Genomic DNA, 18,513 nt, shown 5'->3' with positions numbered 1-18,513 from the left:
TTATCATATATAGTATAACTTTACAACACTATAGTATCATATATTTAGATTATTTACTTCAATTATTTCAATTTTACTGATGATGAATTTCAATGTTATACTCTAAGCATGTTAGATCATGATCTTCACATAATATAGTAAGTTATTAAGGAGATGTTGTATTATGAAAAAAATATTATTACTTTTAGCCAACGGATTTGAAGCAGTAGAAGCTAGCGTTTTTACGGATGTGCTTGGATGGAATAAACTTGAAGGTGATGGCACTGCAACTTTGGTAACTGCAGGAATGAGAGAAATATTAAAATGCACCTGGAATTTCACAGTGATTCCTGAAATACTATTAAGTGAAGTAAATGTAGAAGAGTTTGATGCTCTTGCTATTCCAGGTGGATTTGAAGAAGCTGGCTTTTATGAAGATGCTTTTAGTGAAGATTTTCTAAATTTAATAAGAGAATTTGACAAAGCAGGTAAAATAATAGCTTCCATTTGTGTTGCTGCACTACCTATTGGAAAAAGTGGAGTTTTAAATGGTAGAAATGCCACAACCTATAATTTAGGTAAAAGACAAAAGCAATTATCTGAATTTGGAGTAAATGTCATTCCTGATAAGCCAATTGTTATAGATAAAAACATAATAACTTCCTATAACCCTTCCACTGCTTTTAATGTAGCCTTTAAGCTTTTAGAATTACTTACTTCTAAGGAAAATTGTACTAATGTAAAAAGGTTAATGGGATTTTAATAAATAATTATCAAGCTTTAATAATAGATATATAACAAGGGACTTTTAAAAGATAAAATTTCCACAAAAAATTCTTTTAAAGTCCCTATTTCATTATTATAGAATTTTATTTTACATAATCATCACTATTTATTTCCTGTTTGGAAACCTCTTTTCCATCTATGTAAGTGACTTTATAAGCTTTCGCTGTACATATTGTTTTTCCACCCTTGCTTATGGTTTTAATATTATTTATAAGATCATAGGTTTTTTTAGTTAATTCAGAATTAGAAAAAATATTAAATGTTATATCCTTGTCCTTCACTACACACTCTATATATATGGGATAATCTAGTGTGTTTTTAAACTTATAATCTATATTACCATAATCCACAGTTGCATCCATTCCAAGGCCTACATAACTAACAGGTATATTATGGTGATCTCTTTCTATTGGTGTTATGCCAGCTCTTACCACCGCATTATGAAGGGTACTTGATACTTGGCACACTCCTCCACCTAGACCTGACTCTAATTTATCACCTACAATGATTGTTGCAGCTTTATATCCTTTTTTTTCTGTTCTTTCTCCCACTATATTATTAAAACTAAACTTACTCTTTGGCATTATAGTAATACCATCTAACGCTTTTGCAGCTACATTAATATTATTAATCCTGCTATCTGAAGAAGTAGTAAAATTAGTATTAAAGCTAGATATTTTAGTATCAATTTTTTGTAAATCTGATTTTTTTGCAGAAGGTTCTACTTTTTTAAGTGAAGCATTAACTACTACATCCTTAATAGCCTTGTTGCTGATTCCTGCATCAATATCCTTAATGAGTTTATCTTTGTCGAGTTCTTGTCCATCTTTTTCTGGTGTAATTTTAAATTCATCATTTTTATTCTTAGTTATCTTGGCATCTACTGGTTTTTTATCAAATTGTTGTTGAATTTTAGATACAGTATCTTCAATTTCATTTTTATCATAACTATATTTTAAACTAAACTGCTTTTCCTTAGCACTTCTTATAATCTTATATTTATCATTAGTATTACCCTTGTCTTTTCCATACTTAAAGGCATCTTTTACAGTATCCTCTATATTGTAATTTATGTTTAACTTTGAATAGTTTATTGTATATACTTTATCTTCAATTTTAATCACTATATTTTTTTTAAATATTTCATTTACATAGTTACGTTTTAATGCAGCTACAGCTTCTTCATTAGTCTTTCCACTTAACTTTATGCCTTCTACTTTAACCCCTGGATATATAAGTTTATCATACTTATTAACCCAAAAATGTATCCATGATATACGTATAATACAAATTAATATAGCAAGTATACACAAAGATCTTGCCATTTTCTTTTTATTTACCTTTAATTTTGGCTTTTTAGTCCTTTTTTCCTTATTGTCTATACTTTCTACCATTTATTACTGTAAATCCTCCTACAAATTAAAAATCAATTTAGATGGAATTTTACTGTAAATTATCGGTAAAATCCCATCAAATTATATTAATTTCATTAATCTACATTTATTATACTACTATTGGACAACTTTTTCTTTAAGTTTATTGAATTCTTTTGTTGAAGGATATCCTTTATCTAAACTTAATCCTTTCTCTATTGATTGTAGTGCAGCTTTTTTATCCTTGGCCTTTATTTGGGCATCTGCTAAATAGTACCAATAAAATCCTGCTTTAGGCATTTCTTTTACCTTTTGTTCATAGTAAGGTACAACTGATTGTTTGAAATAATTATCATAAAGCTCTTGCGCTGGAACAAAAGTTTTTCCATCCCATTTTAAAACATCTATCCTATAAGCTTCTCCAGTATCATGCATCCATATAGCTATTGCTTTTAACTTTTTTCCTGGAATACTTAGTATATCTAACTTAGAATAATATATATCTTCATTTGAAATTTTATTTAATAGATTGTTATTCCATCTATATACTGAAAGTTGTGCTACAGTTCCCCCAATTCTTCTGTTTAAAAATATCTCATTTTGTCCATCTCCATCTATGTCTTCCGTCAAGATTGAATCTAGTTTGAAACCTTCTCCAGATTCATCTAAAGCCTTGGTCCAATTTACTCCAACTTTTTTCAGAACTAGTATATTTATTTTCTCACCTTCTCCAGCTAATTTGTAGGCACTTACAATCTCATCTTTACCATCATTATCCAAATCCTTTATAAAAACATTATCAGCTTCTTTTGTAGTTTCTGTAGTTACTATATTTGAATTTTTAGGCAAAAATTTTTTAACTATATTAACATAATTCTCTTTACTTTCTTTAGTTTGCAATAAATTCCCTTCACTTTTCAATGTGGTAGCCTTAGTAGGTGAATTGGTTAAGCCAATTATACCCAAAGCTACCAAAATGAAAATTGGTATTGCTGTCCATTTATATGATGTTCTTTTAAAATTTTTTATCATAATTATCCTCCTCTTTATATTTGACTCACTATTTATTATTCCTGTAGTTCCAGGAATCCATTTATTACGAGAAACAAAGCTTGCTAAACTTATAATTGTTTTTCCATATTGTTTTTGTTCTTCATTTTCTAAATGAGATAGTACATAAGCATCACAAGCTAACTCACAATCTTCCCACATTTTATGAAAAGAAAACCATATTATAGGGTTAAACCAATTAACTACACCACAAAATATCATTATCCAACTTGTAAATACATCTTTTCTTTTAAAATGTGAAAGTTCATGTAGAAAAATAAATTTTTTTTCTTCAAAAGAAAGTTTATTTATTAAATCTGGGCTAATTAAAACTTTAGGTTTAATTAATCCAAAAAGTGCTGGTGTACCTGCATATCTATCATAAATAATTGGTATAAATTTAGAAATTTTCATAATAGATTTACATTTTTCAAATACTTTCATTGTATTTGGGTCTTTACAAATAGGTTGTCTATTTACCTTTATAAAAAGTAATACATTTATTAAAAATATGACAGCTGATGATAAACCAACTCCTATGATCCATAGCATACTTGCTATATTAAAGTAGTATTTAAAATCTTTATCCTTTGTTTTTTTTAAATCACTTTTGGCTTCCACTTTAACTTTTGAAACTTTGTTGCTATTTTGAGTATTAGATTCCTGATTATTATTATTTTTTGATAAGCTTTGAGATATTTCAACTCTTTCAGTTACTTTAACCATATTAAGTTTACTTAGTGGAGTTTCAAATCCACTAGGTACAATCAATCTTATAATAAGTAAAAACCAGATGTAATACTGCCATGTAACATTAAGTTTTGTTTTAAATAATTTTTTTACAATTAAAATTACAATTGCAATTACGCTAGCTGTAGCTGATGATAAAACCACCATTTTAAATATAGAAGAAAGTTCCATATAAAATCACCTCCTTCTATTTATTTTTTCCATCTAATATTTTTTTTAATTCTTCTATCTCTTCTCCTGACAATTTTTCATCCTTTAAGAAATTAGAAATCAATAAGTGTATTGAACCATCATAAACTTTTTTAATAAAAGACTTCGTTTCCACTCTCTTACATTCATCTTCAGATATCTTAGGAGAATATAAATAGAAAGGTTCAGTTTTTTTTACTTCAATGGCATCTTTATTTACCAATCTGCTAATAAGAGTATGAATAGTCTTAGGACTCCATGAAATATACTCTTTTAAAGTTTCAATTATTTCACTGGAGGTAATTGGAGACTTCTTCCATAAAACCTTCATCACCTCCCATTCTGAATCTGATATTTTAGGCATTTTCTTCAACGTTTTTCCCTCCTTTACGTACTACAAACGTAGTCTTTATTTTATAATTTCATACTACACTTGTAGTCTCTATTTGTCAATATATTCTATTAAATTATTTTTGTTTCTATCGCTCAAAACTTAGTCCTTTTTATCCACTAGGGTTAATGATAGTTTTATTAACAAAAAGTAGGGGCTATCGCACTAAGTAATTTAGATACAATATGTTGATTTGCAAATTTAAAATTAGCACAACATATTGTAGTATTTATTCTTAATGCGACAGCCCCATACTGATAAGTAAGTAACATTTCAAATCATTGATTAAATTTCCTAATTATACTCCAAACAAATCAAAAACATCCCTATCATCAATAATACGCTTACTCTTCTTATTTGCATTCTTAAGCATACTTTGCATTTTTTCTTCCATTGATTTTTTGAGCAATTCTTGAAAATCAATATCACGAAGTTTAAAAAATAAAATTGGGTCTTCATCTAACCTTGCACCAACTCCATATAATACTGCTGCTATATGCTTACACATTCTTGCTGAATCAGGACAACTGCACTGAAAATGAATTTCTTTTGGACTTGGAAACAGTCCATTTTTTGAAGCACTGAACATTTCATCAAATTCCTTAGGAAATTTTCCTACAAGAAGTGTTTCCATAGTATCAATTTTATGGTTGCAAATTTCTGTAACCATTTTCCACTTAGTTTTGTCTAGTTTATCAATTGAAATTACAACATTATACGGCTTAGAACTGCTGCCTTGAACTAATGCTTCTACCTTTCCCTCTTTAATTTTCAAATCTAATACTGCTCCATTTTTTACATAAGATCTGCCTCTTCCTATTCTATTACTAAAATCAGCATAGCTTTCTAAATTTTTATTCCAAGCTTTACCCCACCATTTACTTGCAATAGTTCTTCCTTCAATAATAATTGGTGAAATATCAGGATTTTTCTTTTTAAGTTTTTCAAGACTTTTTTTAGATTTTTCCTTTTTTTCAGCAACTGAAACATACTCATAAAATCCATAGTACCCCATTTACTTTTCACCACCTAACTTAAACAATTCCATAAGTTCCTTATTATCAAGTTCTGTAATCCAATTTTCGCCTGATGAAGCTATTATGTCTCCAGCTAATTTCTGTTTTTCTTCTATCATTAAATCTATTTTTTCTTCAATTGTTCCTGTTGTAACAAATTTATGTACCATTACATTTTTGGTCTGGCCTATACGGAAGACTCTATCTGTTGCTTGATTCTCAACTGCTGGATTCCACCATCTATCAAAGTGAATGACATGATTTGCAGCTGTAAGATTTAATCCAACACCACCTGCTTTAAGCGAAAGTACCATATATGGAATATATTCTTCACCATTAAAAATATCAACCATTTCACTTCTTTTTTTAACAGAGGTTCCTCCATGAAGGACTAGTCCTTTTCTATTAAATATCTTTTCTAAAAACTCAGATATAGGCTCTGTCATTTCTTTAAACTGTGTAAAAACAAGAACCCTTTCTCTTTTTTCATATATATTTTCACAAATATTTTTAAGCTGTTGAAATTTTCCACTATAATCACATTTATATTCTTCAAGTCCAAGATATTGATCTGGATGATTACATATTTGTTTGAATTTAATTATATTTCCAAGAACAAGACCTTTTCTTTCTATTCCATCTGAACTTTCTAATTTAGTTTCAAGTTCTTTTACCAGTTTATTATATAAAACAATCTGTTTCTTACTTAAAGAAGCATACTCTTTTATTTCAATCTTCTCTGGAAGGTCTGATATAACGCTTTTATCTGTCTTTAATCTTCTTAATATAAATGGACTTACTATATTTCTAAGTTTTGCATAATCACTATTGTTTTCTCTTATTCTCTTTGTGAAATTTGTAAATTCCTTGGCATTTCCAAGAAGTCCTGCATCTAAAAAATCAAATAAAGACCAAAGATCTGAAAGTTTATTTTCAATAGGTGTACCAGTCATAGCTATCTTAGTTTTGGCTTTAATTTGTTTAATTACTTTAGTCTGCTTTGTTCCTGGATTTTTAATTGCCTGTGCTTCATCAAGAATTAATATATCCCAACGAATATCTTTTATACTTTCCAGGCGAACTGCCATGCCATATGTAGTAATATATAAAAATGTACTTTCTTTTTCTTCTATATTTATAACAGCTTCTTTTCCATGAAGTATAGATATTGTCATTTTAGGCGCAAATTTTTCTATTTCTTTCCTCCAGTTTCCAATTAATGAAGCTGGAATTACAAGAAGTGCTTTTCCCCCTTGCTCTGTTCTAATCTTTTCAAGAAAAGCAATAATTTGAACAGTTTTACCTAATCCCATATCATCTGCAAGACAGGCTCCAAAACCAAGCTTTTGCATATAAGAAAGCCATGAAAAACCTGTTTGTTGATATGGTCTTAAATTAGCCCTAAAGCTTCCAATAGGTTTGCTTTCTTTTATAATTTGTGGATTACCCATAGTTTCCCTTACTTTTTTAAGCCAAGCTCCATTTGACACTTCTAAATCCACAACAGATTCATTGATCCCCAATTTTTCTCCTGCATTTAACTCCATACGCATTGCTTCTGCTATTGTTAATCCATCATTTTTAGATAAACGATTAGCTTTTTCATATGCGTCCATTACCTCCTTTAACTTATTCCTATCAATTTCTACCCATTTTCCTTTAATTAAAGCTAACCCTTCTGATTCCAAAAGAAGCTTCTTTAATTCTTCTTTAGAAATTTTTTCTTCTCCAAAGAATATTTCTGGTTCAAAAGATAATAATGCATCCATTCCAACCTTTGAAGGTTCTTTTTCTCCAATAGATACTGAAAGTCTTAAAGAATTGCTCTTCTTTCTCCACCAATTTGGAATTCTGCACATTATTCCTGATTCTTCATAAATGGGTATCTCCTTCAAAATAGTATAGGCTTCATCTTTTTTTAACTTTAATGGTGAAAATAATTCTCCACTTTCCATAAGCTCTGATATAAAATTACTTTTATCTGATGCTTTACTTATAGTCGACATTAATTGAAGAAGCTTTCCCTCATCATCTTTATATTCTAAAAGAGCATTTTTTAATGGCATGTGTTTTGCCTTATGTAAACCTGCATCTTTATTTTCTGTGGAATATGTAGCCAAAAATGCAAATGGATAATCTTCTTCTTTATTTTCAACTAAGTGAAAAAATACTCTTCCAACTACATTAATATTGGTATTTCTTTCTACTAGAAAATCCTTAACAGTTCCTTTATAGTTAGATATTTCTCTTTTATATACATCAGAAATTTTTTTCCATGTATTAGAAATCCATTTCTCATTTACAATTTCCATACCTATTGCAAAAGGTACTCTATTCTTGATTTGCTCAAATTCTTCAATTTCTAAATTCAGCTCTACATCTTCCCTTGTAAACTCTATATCTGACTGTCTCGAAAGTTTCGTTGTTAATTTACTGGCTATAAAATATAAAAAACTTATTGTTTGTGACATCCAATCATCTTTCTTACTAAATCCAAGGTTCCATAGTGCCTTATATTTATCTTCTATAAATTTTCCATACCAATATTCTTGATTTTTTTGATTATCTTCAGATAACTTTTTCTTATCAGATATTTCATAGTCCACTGTAAATCCTGTCTCTGTAAAAATAACTATTAACTCTTTATTTTCTTTAAAAATTTTTTTCAAAAATACCCTCCTAGCAAAATAAGTCTTCAAGCATTATTTTTTTAATTTGTAATTTTTTATTATTTATTATAACATAATTTGCAACAAAACATTCTGTCTTTGCTATTAAATAAGGGAAATATTACAAGTTTGTATTTATTTACTCTCAAATATTATTTACCATTTGAAATTAACTTAATGGATAAGTTAGAAAAGGATAAAAGAATGTGATAAATAACATTCTTTTATCCTTTTTTTCTATTTTTTACTCAAATCATATAATTCAATTGAGTTTCTTTGTCCATTCATATTGGATTTACCATTACTTTTTTGATTTTTTGAAGAAACATTATTTTGCCATTGAGTATTTGGAACAAGTTCTCCATTTTCTTTAACCCAATTCATTATATCACTATTGGAACCATTCTTTGATGCACCAATTCTACCAATAGTTCCATTTACAATAACATATCTTATTTCTCCATTTTTAACTGATTTTTTAAATTGATCCAAAGTAATTATTTTATCTGATCCACTAAATCCACCTATTGTCATTACAGGTTCTCCAGTTTTCAGTATTATATCTGAAGCATAATTCATAGCACTAGGTACTGCCACCAAATACTTTTCATTGCTTTTATTATTTTCTAAGAATTCTATCAGCTTTGAATTAGTATTTGAACTAAAGTTTCCAACCTGCTTATTACGTGAAAGTTCTAATCCTGCTGAAGGACTGCTTCCATTCATCTTGTAGAACATTGGTGTAAAGGACCAAACTGTTGGTGCTACTAAAATACCTATAAAAGCTATAGCAACTAATACTTTATTCAATATCAAATTCCTATTTTTAATTATTTGAAGTACTGCTAAAATTAATGAACTTAAAATACATAAAACTCCTACTACTATAATTATTGTCTTATAGCTTGTTACTTTATAATTATAACTTAATAATTTTATTTGAACAAAACCGTTTATTATAAGTGAAATTGGTAAAATACATGCTGCTTTACTGTGCTCTTTATACAATTCCCACATAGACCAAAGTCCAATTCCAGTTAAAGCAGCAATTGATGGTGCCATGGTAGTTAAATAGTACGTGTGGAAAGATCCTTTTGTGAAACTAAAATATATAAACTCAGGGATTAACCATGTTATCCACAATATTAATGATAATTTTGTTTTATTATCAAAAGGTACTTTTAAATTTTCTTTTATAGCTGCTGCCAAAAAACCTATCAAAGCAAATGGTAATAACCAGGATATTTGATCGGATATATTATTATATGAAAACAATCTCGCAATACCAGCTTTTGAACCATTTCCCATACCACCAAAATTCATATTATTTGTTGGCATTTTTTTATTTTTCAAGTTAGAATTATCATTAGGTTTATTATTATCTTCCATTCTTGAAAAATTTTCTGGTAATTTCTTTGATTCACTGGATGTTTTATCTGCTGTATTTTTATTCTTTGAATTATCAAAAACTCCTATTTTTAAACTTTTTCCTAGTCCAATTCTCTCTAAACCATTATGTCCAATTATAAGTTCCATAACTGAATTATTAGTACTGCTGCCTACAAAAGGTCTATTTACTGTAGGTGTTAAGTCCACTGCCAAGGCCCATGAAAATGATACTGCCAAAAGTACTATACTACCTAAAATAAGATGCTGTATTCTCTTCTTTAAAGATAATTTAGATGAAAGAAGATATGTTATATATAGAGCTGGTGCTACCATGTAAGCTTCTACCATTTTAATATTAAAACCTATACCTACAAATACTAAACTCAAAATCAGATAGCCAAATTTACCTTCTTCAGCTGCTTTTGAAATAGCTAAACAAGCAGCTAATAAAGCTAAAACTAATAAGTTGTCTATAGTATTATTTCTACTTGCAGCTACAAATATAGGTGTTACTGTCAAACATAGTGCTGCAATCAATGCTGGTATACTCCCAAAAGTTCTTTTAACTAAATAATACATAAGCCAAACTGAAATTACTCCAGCAAGTGCCTGAGGTAAAATTATGCTCCATCCACTAAATCCAAATATTTTTGCAAATATGGTCTGTATCCAAAAACCTAAAGGTGGTTTGTCTATAGTTACAAAACCAGATGGATCAAAAGATACAAAGAAAAAATTTTTTAAATTCATCATCATGCTTTTTACACCAGCAGCATAATAAGTATTAGCATAACCTTCTATACCTATATTAGCCAAATTCAATACTGCTGAAAAAATTAATATAATCGATATAGCTAAGTTTTCCTTAGTAATTTTAAATTTTTTATTCAAAATTCATTACCTCCTCAATTAAACTATTTGTACTACATACTTTTCTTAAGTCTATAAAAAACAAATTAATTATCTTTATCTTATAGGTATGTACACATTTTTGCATTTTTTTGTGTCAGTTTAATATCAGATTAGTTACAATTTTGTTAACAGTTTTTTCAAAAATTAAAAGGATTGAGAGTAAATTTGCTTTTATGCAAATTTACTCTCAATCCCTTCTATATCTATGGACTTAAATCCTCTTTCAAGAGCAGTTACACCTGTTCTCACAGTTTCTTTAATACCATAAGGTTTCATAAGATTAATAAAAGCTGATATTTTCTCTTCATCTCCAGTTATTTCAATAGTCATACTTTTATTATTCAAATCTACAATATTAGCCCTAAATATATTAACTGTTTCCGTAATAGAAGATTTAGTATTCATATCAGCCGTTACTTTTACTAATGCAAGTTCTCTGTAAACAGATTTATTTGTGTCTAATTCTACTACTTTTATAACTTCCACAAGTTTATTTAATTGCTTGTTAATCTGTTCTAGCATATATTCATCGCCTATAATAACTATAGTCATACGTGATATTTCAGGATCTTCTGTAACTCCTACAGTTAAACTGTGAATATTATAGCCTCTTCTACTGAATAACCCTGAAATTTTGCTTAAAACTCCTGAATGATTTTCTACAAGTACTGATAATACATACTTCTTTATAATAATCGCCCCCTTTAAAAAGTACTTTCTCGTGGATCAACTTCACATTCTATAATGAAAGTTTTAGTAGATTCCATAGCCTCTTTAAGAGCTTTTTCAAAGGCTTCATTAGAATTAACTTTTTTTCCTGAAAAACCATAAGCTTCAGCTATTTTTATAAAGTCTGGATTAGAATTTAATGTAACTCCATAATTTCCTTCATAAATTCTATTTTGTATTTCTCTAACCATTCCAAGCCCCGAATTGTTAAACAATATTATTATTAAATTTACATTATTTTGAGCCGCAGTACCAAGCTCAAATAAACTCATTTGGAATGATCCATCTCCCATAACAGCAACTACTCTTCTATCAGGCTGAGCCATTTTTGCACCTACTGCTGCTGGAAGAGAATACCCCATAGTCCCAAGCCCTCCAGAAGTTAAAAACCTTCTTTCACCTTTTACACTAAAGTTTCTGGCACACCAAATTTGATTTTGACCTACATCTGCTGTAATAATAGCATCATCTTCTATAGTTTCTGATAAAATCTTTAAGCAGCATTTAGGATCAACCTTATCTTCCCAATATTGTATTTTCACTTCTTTTTGCCAGTTTTTTATTTCATCAATCCACTCTTCTGTTTTTAAAGGTTCTATCCCTTTGATTAATTCCACCAATATATTTTTACAATCTCCAACCACAGGGATGTTAGTTCCTAAATTTTTCCCTATCTCTGCTGGATCAATGTCAATGTGAATAATTTCAGCATCTTTGCCAAAATATTTAGATCCTGCTGTGGCTCTATCTGCAATTCTAGTACCAATAAGTATTAAGACATCAGCCTGAGATACTGCCTTATTTGCATAACCAAATCCATGAGATCCAATAAGTCCTACATAATAAGTATTATCTCCCTGAACACAATCCTTCCCCATTAAAGTATGTACAATTGGAATCTTAGATTTTTTAACAAATTCCATTAATTCTTTTTCTGCTTTAGCACATCCAATACCGCCCCCAGTACAGATGAGAGGTTTTTTACTACTTTTAATCTTATCTAAAGCTCTTTTTATTTGACCCTTATGCCCAATAACTGTAGGTTTGTAACCTCTAATGTTCACTTCTTCTGGATATTCAAAATCTATATCCTGTTCTTGAATATCTGATGGTATATCAATTAATACAGGCCCTGGTCTTCCCGTTCCTGCTATATAAAAAGCTTCCTTTATAATACGTGGAATATCCTCAGCATTTTTTACTAAATAATTATGTTTTGTGAAAGATTCCACTGCCCCAGTAATGTCGGCTTCCTGAAAAACATCTTTTCCAATTAAATTGGATTTAACTTGCCCCGTAATAATAACCATTGGTATAGAATCCATATAAGCTGTAGCAACTGAAGTTATAACATTAGTAGCACCAGGACCAGAAGTTACAATGCAAACCCCTATAGTTCCTGTAGCCCTTGCAAATCCACTGGCACTATGACCTGCCGCTTGTTCGTGTCTAACTAATATATGTTCAATTTCAGATTCTCTTAAAGCTTCATATAAAGCTACTACTGTAGCACCTGGATATCCAAATACAGTTTTTATATTTTCTTTTATTAAACATTGAATAATAGCTTCTGCAGCTTTCATTAGTTTGCCCCCTTATTTTATATATTTAAGGTATAATAGGAATTCCCCAAATTATATATTATGAAAAGCCCCCTTTTCATTTATCCCATTATCTACCCGCTCTATTGAATTTCTTGTGTTATAAGATCTCCCATTTTTTCTGTTCCCACTGATATCTTCCCTTGTTCCATAATATCTGATGTACGATATTCTTTATCTAAAACCCTTGAAACTGCATTTTCTACATCTCTTGCTGCTTCTTCCATATTAAAGCTGTATCTAAACATCATTGCAATACTCATAATAGTTCCAATAGGATTAGCTTTATCATATCCTGCAATATCTGGAGCTGATCCATGAATAGGTTCATACATACCAACTTTCCCTTCTCCCAAACTTGCAGAAGGAAGCATTCCTAAAGAACCAGTAAGCATAGATGCCTCATCACTTAAAATGTCCCCAAACATATTTTCAGTGACAATAGTATCAAACTGCTTAGGATCACGAATAAGCTGCATAGCTGCATTGTCAACATACATGTAATTTAACTCTACATCTTTATTCTGTTCTGATATCTTGTTTGTAACTTCTCTCCAAAGCCTTGAACTTTCAAGTACATTTGCTTTATCTATTAATGTAAGCTTTTTGTTTCTTTTTCTTGCAACCTGAAAGGCCATTTTTACAATTCTCTCTATTTCAGGAGTAGAATAAACAATAGTGTCTGAAGCTCTTTGTCCTTCTTTTATATCTACTCTCTTTTTTTCTCCAAAATAAGCACCACCGATTAGTTCTCTAACAATCATAATATTTAAACCATTGCCTAATACTTCTTCTTTTAAATTTGAAGCAGATTTAAGCTGAGGAAATAAAATAGCTGGTCTTAAATTAGCAAACACTCCTAAAGACTTTCTTATACCCAAAAGACCTGCTTCAGGTCTTAAACTTGCTGGAAGTTTATCCCATTTAGGTCCACCTACAGCGCCTAATAGCACTGCATCACTATTTTTACAAATTTCTATGGTTTCATCTGGCAGTGGAGATCCTGTTTCATCTATAGCAGCTCCACCTATTAACACTTCTTTAATTTCAAAATCACATTTAGATTTATTTGAAATTGCCTTTATTACCTTTATTCCTTGTTTAATTATCTCTTTACCTATTCCGTCTCCTGGCATTACTGCTATTTTCATTATTCATTCACCTCTTGCTTAATATAATTTATAAGTCCATCTGCATCTATAATCTTCTGCATAAATTCTGGAAAAGGAACTGCAGTATAAGTCTTATTCTTAGTAATATTATTTATTATTCCTGTAGAAACATCTATAGTTACTTCATCATTTTCTTCAATATCTTTTGCTGCTTCAGTACATTCCATTATAGGAAGTCCTATGTTTATTGAATTTCTAAAAAATATTCTTGCAAAAGTTTCTGCTATAATACATCCTATACCTGATGCTTTAATGGCAATAGGTGCATGTTCTCTTGAAGAGCCACATCCAAAATTCTTTCCTGCTATCATAATAGCTCCATTTGATATTTTGTTTCTAAAATCCTTATCTAAATCTTCCATACAGTGAGCTGCTAGTTCTTTTGGATCACTTGTGCTTAAATATCTTGCTGGTATAATAACATCTGTATCCACATTATTTCCATATTTAATTGCTTTACCCTTAATCATTATTTTGCTACCTCCTCTGGAGATGAAATTTTCCCTGTAATTGCTGAGGCTGCTGCTACCGCTGGACTTGCTAAATATACTTCACTTTCTGGATGTCCCATTCTTCCTACAAAATTTCTATTAGTAGTTGCAATAGCTCTTTCTCCTTTGGCTAAAATCCCCATATGCCCTCCAAGGCAAGGTCCACAAGTAGGCGTACTAACCACTGCTCCAGCTTCTATAAATATTTCTAAAAGTCCTTCTCTTAAAGCTTCAAGATAAATCTTCTGAGTTGCAGGGAATATAATTGCTCTTACTTTCTTATTAACTTTGTTTCCTTTAAAGACCTTAGCTGCTGCTCTTAAATCTTCTATTCTTCCATTAGTACAGGAGCCTATAACTACTTGATCTATAAAAACCTCTCCGACTTCATCAATAGTTCTTGTATTTTCAGGTAAATGTGGGAATGCAACTGTAGGTCTTATAGATGATAAATCTATTTCTATAACTCTGCTGTACTCTGCATCTTCATCTGCAGTGTAAACAGTATATTCTCTATTTGAATGTTCTTTTACATATTCTATTGTTTTATCATCTACTTCAAAAATTCCATTTTTAGCACCTGCTTCAATAGCCATGTTAGCCATAGTAAAACGATCATCCATAGATAAATTTTTTAAACCTTCTCCTGTAAACTCCATAGATTTATAAAGGGCACCATCTACTCCTATCATTCCTATAATATGAAGAATAACATCTTTTCCACTTACCCAAAGTGCCATCTTTCCCTTTAATACAAACTTTATAGCTTCTGGAACCTTGAACCAAGCTTCTCCTGTAGCCATACCTGCTCCCATATCAGTACTTCCAATACCTGTAGAAAATGCGCCTAAAGCACCATAAGTACAAGTATGAGAATCTGCACCAATTATTACATCTCCACAAATAGCTAATCCTTTTTCAGGAATAAGTGCATGTTCTATTCCCATTTGTCCAACTTCAAAATAATTTTCAATTTCCATTTTACACGCAAATTCCCTTGTACACTTACACTGCTCAGCAGATTTTATATCCTTATTAGGTGTAAAATGATCTGGAACAATAGCTATTTTTTTCTTGTCAAACACCTTTTTTACTCCTATTTTGTCAAATTCCTTAATAGCCACAGGAGTGGTTATATCATTACCTAATACCAAATCCAATTTTACCTTTATCAATTGTCCAGGTTTTACACTTTCAAGTCCTGCATGAGTAGCTAAAATTTTCTGTGTCATAGTCATCGCCATATTATTTGCCCCCTATCTATGTGTTTAAGTTAACATTTGTATTTTAAATAATATTACAAAACTTATTTTATTGTATTCTTTAACCTATTTATAGGTGTAAAAATCCATTTTTATTAACAAATTATAGTTAATGAAAGTTATCCTAAATGATTTATAGTTTTCATATAAATATGTTCATTTTTATTGTACTTGCTTAACTTCATTGGCATCATAATTCATTTCGTAATGCATTTTATTAATAGCATTTATAAAAGCCTTTGCACTGGATTCAATAACATCTGTGCTAATTCCTTTACCAGAATAGATTCTATTATCTTTTTCAATCTTCAAAGTCACTTCTCCTAATGCATCCTTTCCACTACCAATGGCCTTTAAGAAATAATTCTTTAATATCACATCAATTCCAATAGCTTTTTCAATAGCTTTAAAGGTTGCATCCACTGGTCCATCACCTAATGAAGCTTCTTCAAGCTTTTTATCTTCAAAACCAAGCTTCACTGTAGATGTAGCTAAAGTACTGTTTCCACTTGAAATTTGAAAATACTCAAGCTTAAATAGTTCTGGAATTTGAAAAGCTTCCTGTATAACTAAAGCTTCAATATCCTCATCTGAAACAGATTTTTTCTTATCTGCTAAATCCTTAAACTTTATAAAAGCTTCATTTATTTTATCACTACTTAAATTAGCATATCCCAATTCTTTCAATCTTTCTTCAAAAGCATGTCTTCCTGAATGTTTACCAAGCACTATAGAGTTTTTCTTTAAGCCTACGGATTCTGGAGTCATTATTTCATAAGTTTCCCTGCAATTTAATACTCCATGTTGATGTATACCTGATTCATGAGCAAAAGCATTAGCTCCCACAATAGCCTTGTTATGTTGAACTTCTACACCTGTCATATGACTTACTAAATTACTAGTTTTATTTATTTGTTCTGTAACTATATCCGTATAACAATTAAAATTATCTGATCGTGTTTTGATAGCCATCACAATTTCTTCTAGTGCTGCATTACCAGCTCTTTCTCCTAAGCCATTTACTGCACATTCTATCTGTGTTGCTCCATTTTCAATAGCTGCCAAAGAATTTGCCACAGCTAAACCTAAATCATTATGACAGTGAACACTTATAATTGCTTTTTCAATATTAGGAACATTTTCTTTAATTCCTTTAATAAATGCACCATATTCATTTGGTGTTGAATATCCTACAGTATCAGGTATATTAAGTATATCGGCTCCAGCATCTATTACAGCTTCTAATACCTTGTATAAAAATTCAGGTCTTGTTCTTGTTCCATCCTCTGGTGAAAATTCTACACTTGGGCACAATGCTTTGGCATACTTAACCATTTCTACAGCTGTATTTAATACTTCATCTGGTTTCATTTTTAATTTATGCTCCATATGAAGATCTGAAGTAGCTATAAATGTGTGTATTCTAGGTTTTTCAGCATATTTAAGAGCTTCCCAAGCACGATCTATATCTTTCTTTGATGTTCTAGCTAGGCCTACAATAACAGGTCCCTTTACATTCTTAGCAATTGCTTTAACTGCTTCAAAATCTCCTTTTGAAGCAAGGGGGAACCCTGCTTCAATGACATCTACACCTAATTTTTCAAGCTGCTTTGCTATCTCTAACTTCTCTTGAAGATTTAAACTAACTCCTGGTGTTTGTTCCCCATCCCTCAAAGTTGTATCAAATATATATATTTTCTTATCCATAAAAAGACCTCCCTATAGTGCTAAATTTACTACTTTTTATTCCAAGTCATCATTTTTCTAAGTTCTTCACCAACAGTTTCTATTTGCTGTTCTTTTTCTTGTCTTCTAACAGCATTAAAATTTGGACGATTTATTTGATTTTCAAGAAGCCAGTTTCTAGCAAAAACTCCATCTTGAATATCCTTCAAAATTCCCTTCATTCCTTCTTTACTTTCTTCTGTAATGACTCTCTTTCCACTTACATAATCTCCATATTCAGCTGTATCACTTATTGAATATCTCATATATCCTAATCCACCTTGATTTATAAGATCTACAATCAATTTAAGTTCATGACAACATTCAAAATATGCGCTTTCAGGTTGATAACCAGCTTCTACTAAAGTTTGGAATCCAGCTTTTATAAGTTCGCAAACTCCACCACATAGTACTGCTTGTTCTCCGAAAAGATCTGTTTCTGTTTCTTCTTGGAATGTAGTTTCCAGAACTCCTGCTCTAGAACCACCAATTCCCTTTGCGTAAGCTAAAGCATATTCCTTTGCCTTTCCACTATAATCCTGGTGCATTGCAATTAAGCAAGGTACTCCTTTTCCTTCTTTATACTGACTTCTTACAGTATGTCCCGGCCCCTTTGGAGCAACCATCAATACATCCACATCAGCAGGTGGTTTTATTTGTCCATAATGGATGTTAAAACCATGAGCAAACATTAAAGTTTTTCCTTCTGTAAGATTTGGTGCTATACTTTCTTTGTAAAGTGCTGCTTGTTTTTCATCAGGTATTAATATCATTATAAAATCAGCTATTTTTGCTGCTTCTGAAGCTTCCATTACTTTAAGTCCTGCTTCTTCTGCAATGCCCCAAGATTTGCTGCCTTTATATAATCCTACACAAACATCCACTCCACTGTCTTTTAAATTAAGCGCATGAGCGTGTCCCTGACTTCCGTAACCTATAATTGCTACCTTTTTTCCTGCTAATAATTCTAAATTTGCGTCCTTATCGTAATACATTTTTGCCATTTCCGTTTCCCCCTAATTTATTCAT

Annotated in this window: 14 protein-coding genes; 1 reads left to right on the top strand and 13 read right to left on the bottom strand. The window is 30.5% G+C overall.

Annotation, left to right across the window (positions count from 1 at the left end):
• The first annotated feature begins 163 nt into the window (after positions 1-163).
• On the top strand, positions 164-742 hold the full coding sequence (locus EG57_RS0205890) for a DJ-1/PfpI family protein (RefSeq protein ID WP_032076344.1): 579 nt from the start codon (positions 164-166) through the stop codon (positions 740-742).
• Positions 743-848: 106 nt separating this feature from the next.
• Here EG57_RS0205890 and EG57_RS0205885 read toward each other — a convergent pair whose 3' ends face one another.
• From EG57_RS0205885 to ilvC, 13 genes are all read right to left on the bottom strand, one after another.
• Positions 849-2,159, bottom strand: coding sequence for a VanW family protein (locus tag EG57_RS0205885; protein ID WP_032076343.1), 1,311 nt, complete (start codon positions 2,157-2,159; stop codon positions 849-851).
• Positions 2,160-2,276: 117 nt separating this feature from the next.
• Complete coding sequence (locus EG57_RS0205880) at positions 2,277-4,109, bottom strand: M56 family metallopeptidase (RefSeq protein ID WP_032076342.1); 1,833 nt, start codon at positions 4,107-4,109, stop codon at positions 2,277-2,279.
• Between the two features lie 16 nt (positions 4,110-4,125).
• Complete coding sequence (locus EG57_RS0205875; RefSeq protein WP_032076341.1) at positions 4,126-4,500, bottom strand: BlaI/MecI/CopY family transcriptional regulator; 375 nt, start codon at positions 4,498-4,500, stop codon at positions 4,126-4,128.
• A 316-nt stretch (positions 4,501-4,816) separates the two neighbouring features.
• The gene (locus tag EG57_RS0205870; RefSeq protein ID WP_032076340.1) at positions 4,817-5,533 is read right to left on the bottom strand and encodes an SWIM zinc finger family protein; all 717 of its coding nucleotides are present in this window, start codon (positions 5,531-5,533) and stop codon (positions 4,817-4,819) included.
• Positions 5,534-8,203, bottom strand: coding sequence for a DEAD/DEAH box helicase (locus EG57_RS0205865; protein WP_242859816.1), 2,670 nt, complete (start codon positions 8,201-8,203; stop codon positions 5,534-5,536). It lies immediately after the preceding gene.
• A 237-nt stretch (positions 8,204-8,440) separates the two neighbouring features.
• A complete protein-coding gene (locus EG57_RS0205860) occupies positions 8,441-10,483 on the bottom strand; it encodes a glycosyltransferase family 39 protein (protein WP_032076339.1) in 2,043 nt (680 codons plus the stop codon).
• A gap of 192 nt (positions 10,484-10,675) precedes the next feature.
• Positions 10,676-11,194 (bottom strand): acetolactate synthase small subunit, encoded by a 519-nt coding sequence (gene ilvN, locus EG57_RS0205855; protein ID WP_032076338.1) that lies wholly within the window; start codon positions 11,192-11,194, stop codon positions 10,676-10,678.
• Positions 11,195-11,208: 14 nt separating this feature from the next.
• Positions 11,209-12,816, bottom strand: coding sequence for a biosynthetic-type acetolactate synthase large subunit (gene ilvB / locus EG57_RS0205850; protein WP_032076337.1), 1,608 nt, complete (start codon positions 12,814-12,816; stop codon positions 11,209-11,211).
• Positions 12,817-12,917: 101 nt separating this feature from the next.
• A complete protein-coding gene (gene leuB, locus EG57_RS0205845) occupies positions 12,918-13,985 on the bottom strand; it encodes a 3-isopropylmalate dehydrogenase (protein ID WP_032076336.1) in 1,068 nt (355 codons plus the stop codon).
• The gene (gene leuD, locus EG57_RS0205840) at positions 13,985-14,476 is read right to left on the bottom strand and encodes a 3-isopropylmalate dehydratase small subunit (RefSeq protein ID WP_032076335.1); all 492 of its coding nucleotides are present in this window, start codon (positions 14,474-14,476) and stop codon (positions 13,985-13,987) included. The genes leuB and leuD overlap by 1 nt, the downstream gene beginning before the upstream one ends.
• Positions 14,476-15,741, bottom strand: coding sequence for a 3-isopropylmalate dehydratase large subunit (gene leuC, locus EG57_RS0205835; protein ID WP_032076334.1), 1,266 nt, complete (start codon positions 15,739-15,741; stop codon positions 14,476-14,478). The genes leuD and leuC overlap by 1 nt, the downstream gene beginning before the upstream one ends.
• A gap of 180 nt (positions 15,742-15,921) precedes the next feature.
• Positions 15,922-17,466 carry a 2-isopropylmalate synthase gene (locus EG57_RS0205830; protein ID WP_032076333.1) on the bottom strand — a complete coding sequence of 515 codons (1,545 nt, stop codon included), beginning with the start codon at positions 17,464-17,466 and terminating at the stop codon, positions 15,922-15,924.
• A gap of 29 nt (positions 17,467-17,495) precedes the next feature.
• On the bottom strand, positions 17,496-18,488 hold the full coding sequence (gene ilvC, locus EG57_RS0205825) for a ketol-acid reductoisomerase (protein WP_032076332.1): 993 nt from the start codon (positions 18,486-18,488) through the stop codon (positions 17,496-17,498).
• Positions 18,489-18,513: the final 25 nt, after the last annotated feature.

Source organism: Clostridium drakei, assembly GCF_000633595.2.
Classification (GTDB): domain Bacteria; phylum Bacillota; class Clostridia; order Clostridiales; family Clostridiaceae; genus Clostridium_AM; species Clostridium_AM drakei.
The sequence above is the reverse complement of the archived record's forward strand: the minus strand, read 5'-3'. Positions and strand labels throughout refer to the sequence as shown.

What these genes read in the sequence shown, in the direction of transcription:
- EG57_RS0205890 (WP_032076344.1), top strand. Translation starts at nt 164, where the DNA reads ATGAAAAAAATATTATTACTTTTAGCCAACGGATTTGAAGCAGTAGAA.
- EG57_RS0205885 (WP_032076343.1), bottom strand. Translation starts at nt 2,159, where the DNA reads ATGGTAGAAAGTATAGACAATAAGGAAAAAAGGACTAAAAAGCCAAAA.
- EG57_RS0205880 (WP_032076342.1), bottom strand. Translation starts at nt 4,109, where the DNA reads ATGGAACTTTCTTCTATATTTAAAATGGTGGTTTTATCATCAGCTACA.
- EG57_RS0205870 (WP_032076340.1), bottom strand. Translation starts at nt 5,533, where the DNA reads ATGGGGTACTATGGATTTTATGAGTATGTTTCAGTTGCTGAAAAAAAG.
- ilvB (WP_032076337.1), bottom strand. Translation starts at nt 12,816, where the DNA reads ATGAAAGCTGCAGAAGCTATTATTCAATGTTTAATAAAAGAAAATATA.
- leuB (WP_032076336.1), bottom strand. Translation starts at nt 13,985, where the DNA reads ATGAAAATAGCAGTAATGCCAGGAGACGGAATAGGTAAAGAGATAATT.
- leuD (WP_032076335.1), bottom strand. Translation starts at nt 14,476, where the DNA reads ATGATTAAGGGTAAAGCAATTAAATATGGAAATAATGTGGATACAGAT.
- leuC (WP_032076334.1), bottom strand. Translation starts at nt 15,741, where the DNA reads ATGGCGATGACTATGACACAGAAAATTTTAGCTACTCATGCAGGACTT.
- EG57_RS0205830 (WP_032076333.1), bottom strand. Translation starts at nt 17,466, where the DNA reads ATGGATAAGAAAATATATATATTTGATACAACTTTGAGGGATGGGGAA.
- ilvC (WP_032076332.1), bottom strand. Translation starts at nt 18,488, where the DNA reads ATGGCAAAAATGTATTACGATAAGGACGCAAATTTAGAATTATTAGCA.